The sequence below is a fragment of the Sphingobacterium sp. SGR-19 genome, assembly GCF_011043555.1.
In the GTDB taxonomy this organism is placed as follows: Bacteria; Bacteroidota; Bacteroidia; order Sphingobacteriales; family Sphingobacteriaceae; genus Sphingobacterium.
The window spans coordinates 23,054-38,002 of record NZ_JAAKGS010000014.1 but is presented as its reverse complement, the minus strand read 5'-3'; the positions used below and the strand labels follow the sequence as shown (position 1 = coordinate 38,002).

General features: G+C 43.7%; 19 protein-coding genes. 6 read left to right on the top strand and 13 right to left on the bottom strand.

What is annotated here, in order from left to right; all coding sequences use genetic code 11:
• From G5B43_RS19725 to G5B43_RS18845, 7 genes are all read right to left on the bottom strand, one after another.
• Nucleotides 1–177: DDE-type integrase/transposase/recombinase (locus G5B43_RS19725; RefSeq protein WP_165296359.1), on the bottom strand; the 177-nt coding region annotated here is incomplete at its 3' end.
• Complete coding sequence (locus G5B43_RS19720) at nucleotides 120–590, bottom strand: helix-turn-helix domain containing protein (protein WP_165296358.1); 471 nt, start codon at nucleotides 588–590, stop codon at nucleotides 120–122. The genes G5B43_RS19720 and G5B43_RS19725, both read right to left, overlap by 58 nt.
• A 20-nt stretch (nucleotides 591–610) precedes the next feature.
• Nucleotides 611–964, bottom strand: coding sequence for a transposase (locus tag G5B43_RS18865; protein ID WP_165296357.1), 354 nt, complete (start codon nucleotides 962–964; stop codon nucleotides 611–613).
• A gap of 41 nt (nucleotides 965–1,005) precedes the next feature.
• Entirely contained in the window at nucleotides 1,006–1,287 is a 282-nt protein-coding gene (locus G5B43_RS18860; protein ID WP_240904929.1) for a PRTRC system protein E, read from the bottom strand.
• Between the two features lie 12 nt (nucleotides 1,288–1,299).
• Nucleotides 1,300–1,431: a hypothetical protein gene (locus G5B43_RS19575; protein WP_262887192.1), complete on the bottom strand. Its 132-nt coding sequence runs from the start codon at nucleotides 1,429–1,431 to the stop codon at nucleotides 1,300–1,302.
• Between the two features lie 336 nt (nucleotides 1,432–1,767).
• The gene (locus G5B43_RS18850; protein ID WP_165296356.1) at nucleotides 1,768–2,070 is read right to left on the bottom strand and encodes a hypothetical protein; all 303 of its coding nucleotides are present in this window, start codon (nucleotides 2,068–2,070) and stop codon (nucleotides 1,768–1,770) included.
• 107 nt (nucleotides 2,071–2,177) lie between these two features.
• Nucleotides 2,178–3,131 carry a hypothetical protein gene (locus G5B43_RS18845; RefSeq protein ID WP_165296355.1) on the bottom strand — a complete coding sequence of 318 codons (954 nt, stop codon included), beginning with the start codon at nucleotides 3,129–3,131 and terminating at the stop codon, nucleotides 2,178–2,180.
• A 223-nt stretch (nucleotides 3,132–3,354) separates the two neighbouring features.
• Between G5B43_RS18845 and G5B43_RS18840 the strand changes: the two genes are divergently transcribed.
• Together G5B43_RS18840 and G5B43_RS18835 are read left to right on the top strand one after the other, a co-directional pair.
• Complete coding sequence (locus tag G5B43_RS18840; protein ID WP_165296354.1) at nucleotides 3,355–3,747, top strand: hypothetical protein; 393 nt, start codon at nucleotides 3,355–3,357, stop codon at nucleotides 3,745–3,747.
• A gap of 96 nt (nucleotides 3,748–3,843) precedes the next feature.
• Entirely contained in the window at nucleotides 3,844–4,857 is a 1,014-nt protein-coding gene (locus tag G5B43_RS18835) for a helix-turn-helix domain-containing protein (protein WP_165296353.1), read from the top strand.
• Between the two features lie 14 nt (nucleotides 4,858–4,871).
• Here the strand turns inward: G5B43_RS18835 and G5B43_RS18830 are convergent, their stop codons facing one another.
• On the bottom strand, nucleotides 4,872–5,291 hold the full coding sequence (locus G5B43_RS18830) for a hypothetical protein (RefSeq protein ID WP_165296352.1): 420 nt from the start codon (nucleotides 5,289–5,291) through the stop codon (nucleotides 4,872–4,874).
• A 20-nt stretch (nucleotides 5,292–5,311) separates the two neighbouring features.
• Between G5B43_RS18830 and G5B43_RS18825 the strand changes: the two genes are divergently transcribed.
• Both G5B43_RS18825 and G5B43_RS18820 read left to right on the top strand, forming a co-directional pair.
• Nucleotides 5,312–5,506, top strand: a complete 195-nt coding sequence (locus G5B43_RS18825) for a hypothetical protein (protein WP_165296351.1) — start codon at nucleotides 5,312–5,314, stop codon at nucleotides 5,504–5,506.
• Between the two features lie 392 nt (nucleotides 5,507–5,898).
• Nucleotides 5,899–6,270, top strand: coding sequence for a hypothetical protein (locus G5B43_RS18820; RefSeq protein WP_165296350.1), 372 nt, complete (start codon nucleotides 5,899–5,901; stop codon nucleotides 6,268–6,270).
• A gap of 54 nt (nucleotides 6,271–6,324) precedes the next feature.
• Here the strand turns inward: G5B43_RS18820 and G5B43_RS18815 are convergent, their stop codons facing one another.
• The 5 genes from G5B43_RS18815 to G5B43_RS18800 form a co-directional block, all read right to left on the bottom strand.
• On the bottom strand, nucleotides 6,325–7,848 hold the full coding sequence (locus tag G5B43_RS18815) for a TlpA family protein disulfide reductase (protein ID WP_165296349.1): 1,524 nt from the start codon (nucleotides 7,846–7,848) through the stop codon (nucleotides 6,325–6,327).
• A gap of 42 nt (nucleotides 7,849–7,890) precedes the next feature.
• Entirely contained in the window at nucleotides 7,891–9,273 is a 1,383-nt protein-coding gene (locus tag G5B43_RS18810; RefSeq protein WP_165296348.1) for a RagB/SusD family nutrient uptake outer membrane protein, read from the bottom strand.
• 11 nt (nucleotides 9,274–9,284) lie between these two features.
• Nucleotides 9,285–12,401: a SusC/RagA family TonB-linked outer membrane protein gene (locus tag G5B43_RS18805; protein ID WP_410528495.1), complete on the bottom strand. Its 3,117-nt coding sequence runs from the start codon at nucleotides 12,399–12,401 to the stop codon at nucleotides 9,285–9,287.
• 5 nt (nucleotides 12,402–12,406) lie between these two features.
• Nucleotides 12,407–12,475, bottom strand: a complete 69-nt coding sequence (locus tag G5B43_RS19715; RefSeq protein ID WP_410528494.1) for a hypothetical protein — start codon at nucleotides 12,473–12,475, stop codon at nucleotides 12,407–12,409.
• Between the two features lie 92 nt (nucleotides 12,476–12,567).
• Entirely contained in the window at nucleotides 12,568–13,050 is a 483-nt protein-coding gene (locus G5B43_RS18800; RefSeq protein WP_165296346.1) for a hypothetical protein, read from the bottom strand.
• A gap of 876 nt (nucleotides 13,051–13,926) precedes the next feature.
• On the opposite strand from G5B43_RS18800, the gene G5B43_RS18795 reads away from it, so the two are divergent.
• Both G5B43_RS18795 and G5B43_RS18790 read left to right on the top strand, forming a co-directional pair.
• Nucleotides 13,927–14,553 (top strand): helix-turn-helix domain-containing protein, encoded by a 627-nt coding sequence (locus tag G5B43_RS18795; RefSeq protein ID WP_148919015.1) that lies wholly within the window; start codon nucleotides 13,927–13,929, stop codon nucleotides 14,551–14,553.
• A 46-nt stretch (nucleotides 14,554–14,599) separates the two neighbouring features.
• Nucleotides 14,600–14,944, top strand: a complete 345-nt coding sequence (locus G5B43_RS18790; RefSeq protein ID WP_148919014.1) for a hypothetical protein — start codon at nucleotides 14,600–14,602, stop codon at nucleotides 14,942–14,944.
• Nucleotides 14,945–14,949 lie beyond the last annotated feature (5 nt).

The window sequence follows — 14,949 nt, the reverse complement described above, 5'->3', positions numbered from 1 at the left end:
AGATTTTAACTTTGCTTTCTCGATGGCGGTATTTACCGTTCTTTTCACATCTTTTGCATTCATGGAATCACATAGCTCCCAATGGATAATGTAGCGGCTGTAATCGTCCAGAACCGTGCTCAGATAGTACCATCCCCAACCGACAATCTTAAAATAGGTAAAGTCGGTCTGCCACATCTGATGCACAAGCTGGTTTTATCCTTGAACTCATTTGCAGCTGAAAGAAGGAAATGATTCGGTGCCGGGATCAGGTCTCTCTTTTTCAATATTCTATAAACGCTGGATTCTGATATGAACACACCCTGTTCATCGGTGATTTTGTGGGCCAGTTCCCGGGAAGATAATTCCGTATGGTCCAAAGCAACTTCAACAACCAGATCTTTTTGTTCTTCCGGAATGCTGTTCCATTGTCTTCTAGATATTCTATGGACTTGTTTCAGACCGTCATAACCGTTCTGAAGATACTTCTGATACCATTTGTAGAATGTACTTCTATGGATGCCGAAGCTTTCGAGTGTCCGCTTCACACCGATCTCACTAGTGGTGGCGGTTTGTATGATCTCGTATTTTTCTGCCGCTGATAATCTCATATATTTCCGGTATTTATGGATTAATCCAGCATGTCCAAACTTTTTTTTACGATATCGTAACGCAATACTAAGTCGGCTACCATCTCTTTCAAACGAGCGTTCTCTTTCTTCAGTTCGGCGACCTCATCGCTAGTTGCTTCCCTGGTAACATCGCCGTTCAGACGCTTCTTACCTGCTTCCATAAACTCTTTGTTCCAAGCGTAGAACTGCGACTGGGCAATGCTATGCTTTCTGCAGAGTTCTGCCACGGAGGTTTCAGCCCTTAGACCCTCCATGACGATCAAAACCTTCTGTTCGGCAGTAAAGATCCTCCGTGTGTTTTTGCGAATGTCTTTTACAAAGGATTCTGTGCTCTTTTTCTTTGGTGTTCCCATAATTAAATCTAATCTTTTTTGATGAAACACTCCTTAAGTTTTTAAAATAACCTGTCCACTTTTTGCTGACGATTTACATCCACCATTAAGCCCGAAGCCTTTTGTACAGGCGTGGTTATCTGCTCAAAAAATCCCTCGTCAAACTCCTGTGGAGTGGCGTTAAAGGTCAAAGGGGGGATAAGGTTTTTGGCGTTATCTCCGCACCCTTCGTTATTGAGCAAAACCGATACAATAAGGTTACTGTCATTTCCTTTTGCTATTGTCAGTTGCAGATTACCTGTAAAATCCAACTGTGCTATCTGATTGAAAAAATTTGCGTTCATCGTTCTTAAATTTTAATTGTCGTCTAATCTTTTTTTGATTGCTGTCAGTTTCTCGTACATATCCGTCCAGTAGGCTTTTTGCCGTTTGTCAAAATCGGAGAAACTCTTATACTCGTGTCGGTATTCTTTATATTGCCTCGCCATTTTTATGGCTTCTCTTAGGTTTGTTACCTCAATAGGGCAACCTCTTGAAACGGGACAAAAGCGGCATACTGGCTCTTGAATAAAAACTATGTGGAAGCGAGTGGAAAAGGCATTAGGAAACGGTCCTGTGTGATTACAAAATCTGCATTCAGTTGTAACTGGCACAGAAGTACCTAGAGCCGTCACAGCTATTCAAGTTTGTCCTTTATCCAGCCGAATAAATCGAAATTAAGACTGTGTTTAGTTTAGTTTAGTTTAGGAGGGTCTGCTAGTTTGCAGGCTCTCTTTTTTTTTTAGACACAGCTGACCTAACGACACCGATCGCTCCAACAGGCGTTATATCTTTCCGCTTCTCCTACTTTTCTTCAATGCTTCGATTAGATCTTCTTCAAAATACAAATCGCCGCCGCTCAAACGCATCGGATCGAGTATTTCTTTTTTCAGATTACGGTTGTAGGTCGGTTCGGTCATATTCATCTTCTCCAATACCTGTTCTTTTGTCCAGATGTGACGATCCTGCAGCGGCACGCGCTGTTGCCGTTTGATATCGACAAGTTCGCGAAACAATTTGACAAGTTCGCTCAATGAGTTTTTAATGCTTGTTAATAATTCGATTACATGATTCAGTCCGCTTTGCATAATTGGAAATATTTAAAAAAGCAACAGCCGAACAGCTTTCTGCCAAGTCAGTACATGACCGGCCCACTCCTGTTGAATAGGTTTATAAAATATGGGATATTAAAACGTTAACGCAAAGGAATGAAGCTATCCCAATCTTCGTACTTCATTCCATCATTATCAGCCAAAAAATTCTCTACCGCGTCTTTCAGTCCCGGCCCAATCTTACACATCTTGTCCAATTCTTCCGCTGGTATCTTTTGCACCATGCGGCTATATATTGTCCTGGTCAATACGACATGCGATCTTGGTTTCTCGATGGGATAAGCCACCAGCAGCATATTGATGCAGTAGTACTTCGATATCTTGATCATCCAGCGGTCAAGCCCCCGCGCTTTCAATTCTTTCAGAATGTCGTCTGCCCGCCACTTCTCGCCATTGTTTAAATACACATAATATTCTTTAGAATGTGTATTGATCAACGCTATATCGAAAAAGCGAACCGAAAGACCGTCCGTATAGTCAAATACGGGTCCTAAGCCCTGCTGCTTCATTAAATGCTGAAACAGTGTATACAATCCCACCCGTTTATCTATATCTGGCGGCAGCACCTCTTTGATCTCTACCACCTTCTGGGGAAAGCTGTTTTCCAACGCATATTCGGGACGAAAAAGTAGCAAGCCGGTATAACCGCCAACCAATAGCACAAAAACAGGTAGGTAATCGCGCATATAGGCAAATACGACTGCCTGTGTATTCGGTACAATGGAAGCCACGCACCAGATAAACGCCATATGCACGATCACAACGGGAACAATTGCCCATAGGACATATCCCAGTTGATGTCTGTACGATAATGGAATGGTTTCCGTTTCCAGCCCGATGTTATGCTGCTTACGCAATAATCTGCCATACCGCCTGCCTATCCAGGTCGCATACGCCCAAAAACCAGCCACGGTGATGAGCAGCAATGGAATTAAGTTGTGGCTTTTTAAACGTGCAAGAATATCAGCGTCCCATACCTTCAGGTTGAACAGCAACGCAATAACAAATGCATAGAGCAAAAAAACAGGTTTCTTCAAAATTTCTAAGTTGGTTTAAGAGTTATAATTCGAACCTAAGATAATAAATTTCCCTAAACAACAATGCCCTATGGGGAAATTTTTGTCAAAAAGACCGTTATCCATCGACTTGCTATTTAAGATTAACCTTGATAAAAGCCTATTTCAGTCCTATTTGCTCCGATAATTCTTGTGATCAGTGCTGAAAACAACTTATTTGCTACCCTAATCAACACAAATTATTATGAAATACACATTTGACAACTCCGGCGTCGGTCAGAAACAAGCGTCGGTCGTAGCACTTCCAGATGCCGAATTGAGGGCAGAAGTAGATTTTATCCGTACCGATTTTAAGGGGTGGATGCGCGAATCTTTTGACCTGCTGCCTCACCAGGATCAACAACTGGACATCATGCCTGCCGATTTCACCTTCCGGCTGGCCAACGCCATTGCCGACCATTTTGAGAAGCGCACCATGGTACAGTTTAACAAAGAGACCCGTGCAAATGAAAACAGTGATGACCTTAAAGAACTCATCTTATTTGGATTAGACGAGATTACCTTTACCCTTACCTCAACACCGAGCGTACTCGTTCCGGAACTGGCAATCTTTATCCGTTACAAACAAAACCTTTAATATCATCAGTATCAGCCTTTCCTTGGGAGCAAGCCGAACAGCGCTCCCAGGGGATATTAAAAATCCTTTACCTTTCATTATCAATAAAATAGCCTTATGAAAAAGAGCATGCATCTGGGCTTGCATGAATACTTTGAAGAAGTAGACTCACGAGCCGATTTAACCGAAATCAACCATAGTATACACATGCGAAATGCCGAAGAAACCTACTGGAAGAATCAACAAGAAGAAGCTGTGTTACAAGAATTTGACGGACACCAGGGGTACCTTTACTTTATCGATATACTCTTGGAAGATGAGCGGCACATTCCATTTGAAATAGATCATGCCGATCTGCATATCCTGTATGTGCTTTCGGATAGCGGTCCCATCAAGCTTTACAATCAAGATACCCACTTATTATCCAAAGTAGCCAACCATCGCGCCCAATACCTGTACTTACCTCCCGAAGATTACCATATTGCACTACCTCCTGGCAAGTCGACCATTTTTGGCTTCTACTTCCGCGCCTCGATTTTCCGTGACGGGAACGATACCAAGTATACGTTTCTGCACCCTCTGTTGGATGCTTACCGCAGCCAGTCGCCTTTGTCGAAATGCAGCATCGATTTCCGCGTGGGCCTGATAACCCAGCTCTATATCGAGACCCTGTGCCGAAATCTAGTGGCCAAGCAATTGCACAACGAAAGTTTTATCTTGGAAAGATTGATCCGATTGATCGAACTTTCCAAGCAAAAGATACATGAAGAATATGATCATGAAGATCTGTATAAAAATCTGATTTACAAATATATAAATACCATAAAAGCACATGTAGATCTGTATGGTCAGAATTTTAGCCTACAGGAAGTTGCAGAAAAAATGGGGTTTTCCGAGTCGCACATGAGCCACATCCTCAAACGGCAGACCGGTATCCCGGCCAAGCAATATAAAGATCGCTTTTTGCTCGAACGCTGCCGTAAAGAACTGCTCGCCTACGGGCGGGTGGGCGATGCTGCCGAACGTTGTGGGTTCTCCAGTGTGGCTGCCTTTAGCAAGTTCTTTAAAAAGCATACAGGTGAAACGCCGGTTGCATTCCGAACAGATAAAACAGACCGAACCCAACTGTAAAAAAGCAAGCCTATTTAGTGCTGCGGTATATTTCGGTTCTTGATGCGTTCTTTCCGGCGGTTATAGAGAAAGAGAAAAAGATAGTGGAGGTAATCAAGCGGATCGATCAGGATCTTGGCTAATGCATCGCTTTTGCTATCGTTACCATAGCCCGGTAGCGAATAATCAAACAACCGCAAGGAAACGATGACGCCTATATCGGTACGTAGCCAGCGCCATACTCTTTTTCGGTCTTGCCCCCTGCTGTAATCTTCTGGAGACTGTGGTGTATAGGGATTAGCGGCCAGGTTCTTGAGTATCTGCACTGGTATCTTAAATTGTGCCGTCGTATGGAAAGCTTCGCAGCGCCTGCAATAATACACGCGTCTCTCCTTTCGTTGGTCGTTATCCGGGAAAATGCGATTGACCGCTACAATCTGTTGTGCACGCCCCAAGAGCAGAGGGCGCTTGCCGCATGGCAACTGCTGGATCTCCTCCTCACTCAGTTCGGCTTTGCACACCATTCGCTTGGCCACTACCTCGCGTGCAGCATGCAACCTTCTGTATCCGGCAAGCAATCGAAGAACGACGGTATGTTCGCGTACGGCAAGAACCAACCCGAGTTGTGGCTCTCGCGGCAACATCATCCATACCCAATCTTTCTGCTTAATCGACATACTACATCATGATCTTTATATTAACGGTGGTTACAGCTGTACTAAGTTAAAAATTTTTATAGTAGATACCTCGGTTGTCAAAAATGGACAATACCGTATCGCAAACATAGACAAACGTTGCCTCTGATGTTGCCCTACTTTTGTATCAGACACTGGTTGATAATAGCCAACACTTGATATAAAAGAAATGAAAACACGGATCAGACATATTCCCCCTATTTTACACAACGGCCCCGCCATCTGGCGGTGGCGTAAGTACGCGCCATTCCCCCACGGGGTACTCAAATGAATGCCCAAGACACTTGCAGGTGTCTATTTCTAGTGGTACGGGCATGCCCTCTAACAGTTATAAATACACTAAATTTAAAATTTTAAGTTATTTGCTATGACAGCATTAAAAATAAAATATCTAAAAGGTGCATTTACGGTATTTGCACTATGCTTAATCGGAACAGTATCTGCTGCTCCTAATGGAAATGGAGAGGAGAAGGAGAAAGAGGTGAAGGAAACCACCACCACTTTACAGTCCAACTTCTTGGTAAACAAGGAAAGCTCTTTCGAGCCGCGAGATACCGCAGATCCAAACAACAACTGTGTTACCGAAGAGACACAGCACTGCGTCTATCAGCTAACTCCGGAAGGCATGTCGAACATTCCTGATCAGCCGAGCTACTCGCCTGCGGAGATTGCGCAATTTGAGGCTGACGGGTGGATTGAGCCACATCCTGATTCCAGCCCCGGATTATATACTAATTAGTACTTAGCAGCACTAAAAATCAGAAGCCATACCCGTATAGTATGGCTTCTTCTTTTAACGGTATTGATCCACCAAGGCCTTGAATTTATCGGTCGCTGAAGGATCTTCTTTGGTAAACAGCCCGTTAACACCTTTCTCTACCAACAGCCCGTCTTTATCCACAATGTACAACGATGGAAAACTCTGAATACCATAGTGCCCAATGATAGGATGGTTGATAGCCGTCTCCCCTGACCAAAGATTGACTCCGGACTCATGGGTATATTTCCCCGATGCCAGACTTCGCTTCCAGAAATCCGGATAACGATCGAAATTCAGTGAAACAAAAACCACATCATCAGAATTTTCATAGAACTTGACCGCCTCATGCATTTCCTTAGTGAGGTACATGCATGCTATACAGCCAGAAAACCAAAAATCAATAATCACAACTTTGCCTTTATAATCACGCAAACGGTGCGTTACACCATCCACATCCACCATTTCAAAATTGAAGGCGGGAGATCCCTCCGATCGCGCCACAAAAGCTCTTGCCCCTTCCCAATAAAGATCTGTGTTGTCAAGTTTATCCTGCAAACTGTTCCGTATCGTCCCATCCGCATCGAGATTGGCTAGCATTGCCAGATAGAACAGTTTGCTTCGTACGTTCCCGATATATCTTTCTGACAAAGCTTTTCCTATACTCTCGCCATTAGAGGTCGATTCATTCGCGAGAATATATTTTACCTTATTCCTTAGTCTTTCATTGGTTAATAACATATCGCACCATCCGTATGATGAAGCGGCAACTGGTTCATTCAACATCGACCGATGTTCGAATGCACGTTGAGATAAAAAGGAATGAATCAACTGAAGAACTTTCACATCGTCTGTTTTGGTTCTGACTAATCTATCCATCTTTGTTCTCATCACTTTATAAGTAAATGCGCTATTGTCAAAAAGAACCCGTTCTCTTATCTGGGGATTTAGTGAATGGCCCGCTCCGCTTAAGATAAGATCTAACACTCGATTAAGAGAATCGGCCCATACCTGCATAACCTCAAATATTGCCCCGATTTCGTTACGCTCCTCTAGATCATTAATCCGGTTATTCGTTTGGGTATCTAATACTTTTTTATTACTCACCTCATATAGCGCGGTATATTTATTTGCCCTGTTACCGGAGAATGCTACATTCCTAATCTTTTTCGGGTAAAGGTGGACCTGAATAGTATCACCGTGCTCGAAAAGGAATAGGTTGTTTCTATAATTTAAGTTAACTGGGCTCTTGCCTTCGCGCAACTCGCCACTCGTAAAGACAATTCGTCCATAATTTATCGCTGTAGAAAGTGGAATGGTAAACCGGGTTATACTGTCTACAAGTTCTGTCCGAGAATACTGTCTATCCTTGATATATCTTGAGCTGATTCCGTCTTTATACAGTTCAAATTCCAGAACAGCGTCTTTTAATAATCCCTGATCATGGATCACGATATCTATCACGGCCGTTAGGCTATCTGTCTCTGGCTTACCTTGTGTTTCTATAAAGAGTAGACAGCAACATACTGTCAACCAAAAACTTGTTATTAAACATTTCATATTTCTTACTTTATTTCAATTTGAATTCAAATATTATTTATTTTATCGATCGTTTTGTTGTAGACCACCGTATTCTATTTCATCATCTGGTATAGGAAATACGAACCGCGGATCGTTTGGCGGCAGCGTATAGATCGTCCCGCCCAGCGTCCTAGTGAGCCTAATGTTGTAGCCATCCCTATTGTATCTTTTGATATCATGCCAACGGAGCCCGCGCCATACGAGCTCTTTACGACGTTCCTCCAAGACGGTTTCTAGAACTGTTTTCCCGTCAACGATTTCGGTAACCGAAGGCATCTTATCAGAAACATATCTCTTAGCAAGCAAGGCTAATAAAAATTCCACAGCCTGCTCTTCTTTGCCCGATCTTGCGAGGCATTCTGCTTTGATGAGATAAACCTCATCTACCGCTAATCCTGTAAATGGATATAAACCAGTTCCAAAGTATCCGCGCTTCATCACATGCCCCTCATCGTTGGCGACGAGAAAATACAGCTGCAGGCGTAAATCATCTACAGAGTAGGAGTCGATAAGGTCTTGAGCCACTCTATAACCTCTCGCAAACGCTCCCGAAGTGGTAAAACGATACAAGCCCACCGTTGCAGCGTTGAAGAGAAGTTCCTCATGTGTGTCTGGGAACGGTGTTTCTGATGTGGTACTTACGGTATTATAATCAATGAGCCTATCATACAAAAACAGCGTACTGTCAACATGCAATTCCGCTTCTGCGTAACGCCCCATGTCTAAATAAATACGGGCTAGCAGTGCATGTGCTGCGGCATCATTTGGACGAAACAAGTTTGATCCCAAACGTGGACCGAGTAGCTGAGCCGCCAGTATTAGATCATCCAGCACGAACTGGTAGCTGTCTGTTAGGCTCGATCTCTGCACCAATCTATCTATTGCAGGTTCTTTTCTTATTGGAATACCCAAATCAGTTTCAGCCGAAGCCTCCTCGTAGCTTTTACAAAAATTTCGGATCAGTTCGTAGCTCGCAAAGGCACGCTTGAACAAGGCCTGACCTTTTAGATCATCATACATAACTTGCTCTGCCTCTCTTGGCTGTAACTCCTCCAATACCGCCAAGGCATTGTTTGCATAAAAAATAGCCCGAAAGGGTCTGTCCCAGTCCAGCACACCGCGTGTCCCTTCGTAGAGATCTTTCGCCCAGACGTAGGCATTTCGTTCAATAGCAGGTGCCACGTTCCAATCTTCTTCAGTGACTACATATTCGTCAGATGACATCACAGCCAGTCCGCTGGATAGGCTTACATTGTTATTCAGCAACTTTTGCACGTCTTCGAGTGTCGAGGGCGTCAGTATTCCTGAGTTCGGTTTTACGTTTAGAAAATCAGAATTGGTACAGGCATAAACGTTGAACACCGTAAACACCAACGTGGTAAATAAATGTATTTTTGTTTTCATGATGCTAAATTTTAGAATTGCGCCTGTATACCGAAAGCATATGTCCTTGGTTGCGGAAAAGACGTTGGATAGTCCGGATCGATCCCGTAATTGTTCTTTCTCCACAGGATGCCGAGATTATTCACATAGGTAAAGATGTTCAGATTGGTAAAGGATAGCCCCCCTATTTTTTTTAACGTATAGCCCAGACGGATATCCTGTAGTCGGATGTTTGCAGCGGACTCCACCAATGACTCCGAAAAGGCATACAGCCGTGAACGAAAGCCGTTTGCTGGATAGATCATCGCAGGCACAACAGTACGCAGTTCGTCGCCGGGTTGCTGCCATCGCTGTTCATAATCTGCCTGGGTTGGCGTGACCGCCCCTCCACTTCCATAAAGGGAACTATTATCAAGCGAGGCGCGCCGGAAGACAACACCGAACTTGTAGACGATATTAAAAGACAGGTCAAATGCGCCGTAGGAAAGCGTGTTACGGAAGCTTCCAAAATGTGTAGGAACCCGTGACCCGCTGTAGACCATATCCTCCCTGTTGAGGTTATTTACGATGCTATTATAGTCAATGCTTTCCTGCCCGTCCAGATAGCCTATCGGATTCCCCTCGGTGTCCAAGCCTTTGTACCTGTAGCTGAACAATGCCCAGTAAGGATAATCTACTAACGGATTGGCGTTCGGATTGGAGATTACGGTAAAATTACTCCCCGTTTCTAACAGATACTCCGTTACTTTATCCTGTGCTATATTGAACAATACCGTAGATGACCATTTTATTTTCCCGTCAAGATTCACCGACGTCAGTTCGATATCCAGCCCCCGTGAAGAAGTACTTGCCGTATTTCCTGTGAATGTAGACACCCCTGTTTGCGGCGCAATAGGTGCCGGCCCGATCAGATCTGCCCCCCTTTTTCGCCAATAATCAGCTGTTAGCGAAAGCCTGCCCGAGAGCAATCTTAGATCAACCCCCATGTTCAAGTTACCGACACGCTCCCAACGCAATGACGGATTGGGCGGATTCACGATATCCGCATAGAGCTGATTATACGAAGTAATAAGATGGGAAGCACTGTTTGCCGTCAGATAGGCCGATAGGCTTCTATCCACATTTCCCGTATAGCCATAAGTGGTTCGGACCCGGAAAAGATCTATAAATGGAACATGAAAGAATTTCTCGTTAGATAGCGTCCAAGCGAGTCCGGCAGACCATAAGGGTACACCCTTTTGGTTTGTGGCAACACCAAAGAGATTCGACTCGTCCCGCCGCGCACTGCCGGAAATTGTATACCGACGGTCGAATGTATAAGAAGCGTTGGTGAAGTAAGAGAAAAACCGGTCAACACTGTTGTACTGTGATGCGCCCGTACTGATACGCCCCGAACCGCTCCCGTAGGAATAATTATATATCCGGCTAAAGTCAATCGATGCGTTTTGGTTGGCCAAAGACAAGGGATCATGTCCGTAATAGGTTACACCGCTCCTATTTGTCTGCACGTCTTTCACTTCCGAGCCTGCAATAGCATTAAGCTCGTGCTTGCCCCAGTTCTTTGCAAAATCTAACTGCACGCGCCCGTTCGAGGAGGTAAACGCATTGGTGGTGTTATTGGATATTCCACCAACCGGTAAGTTGAAGGTTACCTCTCCACTGGTGGCATCAACTGTCGCAAACCGGTTGATCATATCCCGGGCATAAAAGGATTCCACGCCATTATAATTTACCGATTCGCTAACGCCTTTTTCAAACCCATAACGCACGGAGGCTTTTAGGTAATCGGTAAACCGATAATCGATAGCCGTATTCAACCGGTATTCTGTACGGTCTCCCAACAGCGTGCTCCCGCGGCCTAGTTCGTCAATCGGACGATGTTTCCAGTCCAGAAGCTTTCCATTACCAAACGTATCCGTGAAGCTATGTGATAACCCATTTGCATTCGTTATCGCCATAGTTTGTCCCTGATCATTCGTTAGCCTATCGTATGGGTAGAGGTTCGAAACCTGTGCGCCGGCACCTGATTTGGAAGAGGTCATTACCAAATTCGTGGTAACCTTCATTCTTTCGTCAAAGAAAAAGTAGGCGTGGTTCGCATTGATGGAATATCGCTTCGCATAAGAATTGACGACATTATTTCTATTGTCGTCGTATCCGCCCGAAATAAAAAACTGGTTATTGTCTCCCCCACCGCTGAAATTAACATTATACTGCTGCTGCAAGCTTTGCCGGTAGTAATGGGACAACAGTTCCGAGCGTGCATCCATCTTTTTCAGTTCATTGATCATCCTTAAAGAATCTGAAGAAGTAATGACATTGTCACGCGTATTTCGAAAAATATCGACAGCCGGGCTGATGCCCTGCCATCCATTCCGTATCCTGGTATTGTAAGCCCCTTGATCAAAAAGGAACTGCTCTACTTCTATGTATTGTGCCGACGACAGCTGTGGCATCGAAGGTGCATATAGATCAGGCTTGGCGCCAACGGTAAAATTGCTTGTCAGCGCAATCTTCGTTGGGCGGCCTCTGGCCCCCTCCTTTGTCTTTATAACAATAACACCGTTTCCCGATCTGGCACCCCAAGCGGATGCCGCTGCCGCATCTTTTAATATAGTAATACTCTCCACATCATTGGGGTTGATGCTGGAAATGTCGCCATCATAAGCAAAATTATCGACAACAATCAACGGCTGATGGTTTGCGTTAAGTGTACTACGCCCACGAATCTGTATAAAACTCGGATTGAAACGATCGGAACCGGAAGAAGACGTCCGGAACTGCAGACCCGAAGCCACACCATCCAATCTATCCAACAGATTGGTGCTCACCCTCCTATTCAACAGCTCATTATCGATCTGTACAAAACTCCCTGTAGCACGTTCCTTTGGTAATTGTTGATATCCTGTACTCACCACTTCTACTTCCTCGATCTGGTTTTCTAGCGGCTCTAACAGAATTTCCAGATATTTCGTATCAACATTAAAGTTAATGAGCTGTGGCTGAAAACCGATATGCCTGACGTCTAGCTTCCCCGTATTGACAGTGACTTGAATCTGGAATTTTCCTTCTTCATCCGTACGGGCGGAGGTTCCACTTATACGCAGTGAAACTCCCTCAACTGCTTTGCCATCAGTAGCAGAACGCACCTCTCCTACCAAGATTCGTTTTTGCCCTTCGGCAGCCCGCGTTTCCGCGGACTGCGCCCAGGCGTCTGATAGATTAAACAACATGAAACAAACCATCAATATAACAAGCGGCACTCCAATAACCCTAGGCTCTGAATTACTACAAACTAAATAGCTCTTCATTACCTTATCCCCGAAAACGACTAACAAAATCTATCCTCACTCCTTCTTTGATCTCGTCTACTTGCTCTGGAGACAGATATTCACCGATAGCACGATACGATCGGTTCCTATAGTGTACCGTATAGCTAGCAACCATGTAGGGCAGAAAGTCCTTTAGGAAACTATCCAATGCCTTGGCCTCTTGACTTCCGCGCCGGACGGCTCCCTGTGCCAGAAGCACCAGATCAAATAAATTAAATTGGTCGGTATCGTTCAAGTTATACTTAGACCAGAACCTATCGATAACCCAACTTGGGCGGTAATCTGCAAAGTCCGTAAAACGGAACTTCTTCGCTATAACGTGAAGAAGATGGTTGTACTTCGCTACCCGATCATGATTGAGATAGACAGTTTTGTACTGAGCAATCTGCTCTTCAATTGTAGTAGATGAGGCGGTCTCTGGCTGATCCGTAAAGCCATAGCTCTCCCCTTTGCGTAATTTTCGCATTTCTTTTAGCAATTAAGGAAGGGTGCGTAGCTCAAGGTGTGCTACCGCCCGAAGACTACACTCCGCTTCCAGGTGAATAAATAATTGAAAAAATCAATGCGAACGGTCAACTTTTCATACAGGTTAAACGGTTTTCATATGTCGCATTGCTAGAAAAAACCGACCTAAACTGAATTATCGAGAAACAATATTCCGGTTTTACGGGAATTAAATTTGGAAGGCAACAGAAAAGTCCATAATTTTAGAGTGTGAAATCAAAATAATTGACCGACTATTGACCTTTGCAAACGCGTGTTTTGGTATTCAAGGTCGGTTTGCAGACGAAACGTCTGAGAAGGCTGTTGTGCTTTTGAACGGGATGCAAAGCATCTCATAGAAGACCTTTTCGGTCTACGCCCAAAGGTTTACTCCCCTCTCCTTTTCAGTCTGTTTGTCGGTCACGCTATTGTGGTGCGCGTTTTACGTTCTTATACAGTAGTGAATGGGAAAACCGATGACGCACTTCTGTGAAGTGGTCTGGGTGGTTTTGCGTGGTGGTTAAATTACTCGTTTTCATAATTTTTTAAAGTTTACGATAACGAGCTCCCGAAAGATAGAAAGTCTAATTAAAGAGAAGGCTCCCTATCTTCCACTGTCAACGGCGCACGGCGAAGAGCGCTTGACACAGCTTCCGATAGGGAGCCACCCCTCCTTTCGTACAAATGTACAAAAGTTTGGGGAAAAGCTATCCCTACGGTTCCGTGTCAATTGAAAATTTCGCCGTTTTCGTTGACGGAACTCTTACGTGAATCAAGATTTCAAAACCTCGAACACAATACAAATATACAAAACAAAAACAATAGTTCACAATTAAATGTGAACTTTTAACACAAAAGTATGGAAGAAACTGGAAGTGACAACAAAAAACTCAATTATATACAAACAGCACTAGTTGAAAAAGAGATGTCCTCTAGAGTTTTGGGACTATGTTTAGACATCCATAAAGGCACTCTAACCAATTGGACCAATAATATTACTCAACCTAATTTAGAAAACATTGAGAAAATTGCAGAGCTTTTAGAGTTAGATAATTACAAATTAATAAACAATACCAAACGTAAAGATACAGGCCTAATATCAGCATTAGTAGCTGAATATAAGCGATTGACAAACGAAGAAAAAATGGGGTTATATGTAACTGTGACCAAGGACGGTAAAACTAAAAAAACGTATAATCCGGAGCTTCAGTCCGCATTGTGGGACTTCATAGAAAACTTCCGTAAAAAGATCTCTGAAACAATTCTCACTGATCCGGTTTTCATCGATAAGTATTATAAAGACATCGAAGATAAAGAACGCCTAGATGAGTCAATTTTTATTTGTAAAGCGTTACCCCAAGAAGGCAAGCCATATTTTGAATATCTGGTAGTAAACGAAAGTTTGGGCGAAGACCACTTTGTGGCTCGCTTCGCAAGGAAAGAGGACGCTGAGGCTTATGTTGAGTGGTTGGAGAATGCTGATTAAATAGAGTCATTAACCAAAGTAGTAGTTAACCAATTGATAGAAAATCATGTTCAAACCAGAAGAAGCTTGGGAGATAATAAAGAGGAATGCTGAGAAGGCTAAAATAGCTAAGGCCGTTTGGCATTCACCGAAAAGAGGAGCAAAGTATACACTCGTTGATGTTTTGGATGACAGAATAATTATATGGAGGAAAGACCGAGGCACCGAAGAGATTTTAACAAAAACTACTGTTGAACAGAAGGCTTTAGAGTTATTTAATACCGCAGGCGAAGTAAAGATTGGAGAGCTAATGGCTGCTACTGTGGCTGAGGAAACTGCTTTTGTATTTTTTCACCATCAACTTGGGTGGAGTGAGGATAGGGAGTTTATTGAGATAATAAAGTTGGGATGATACAA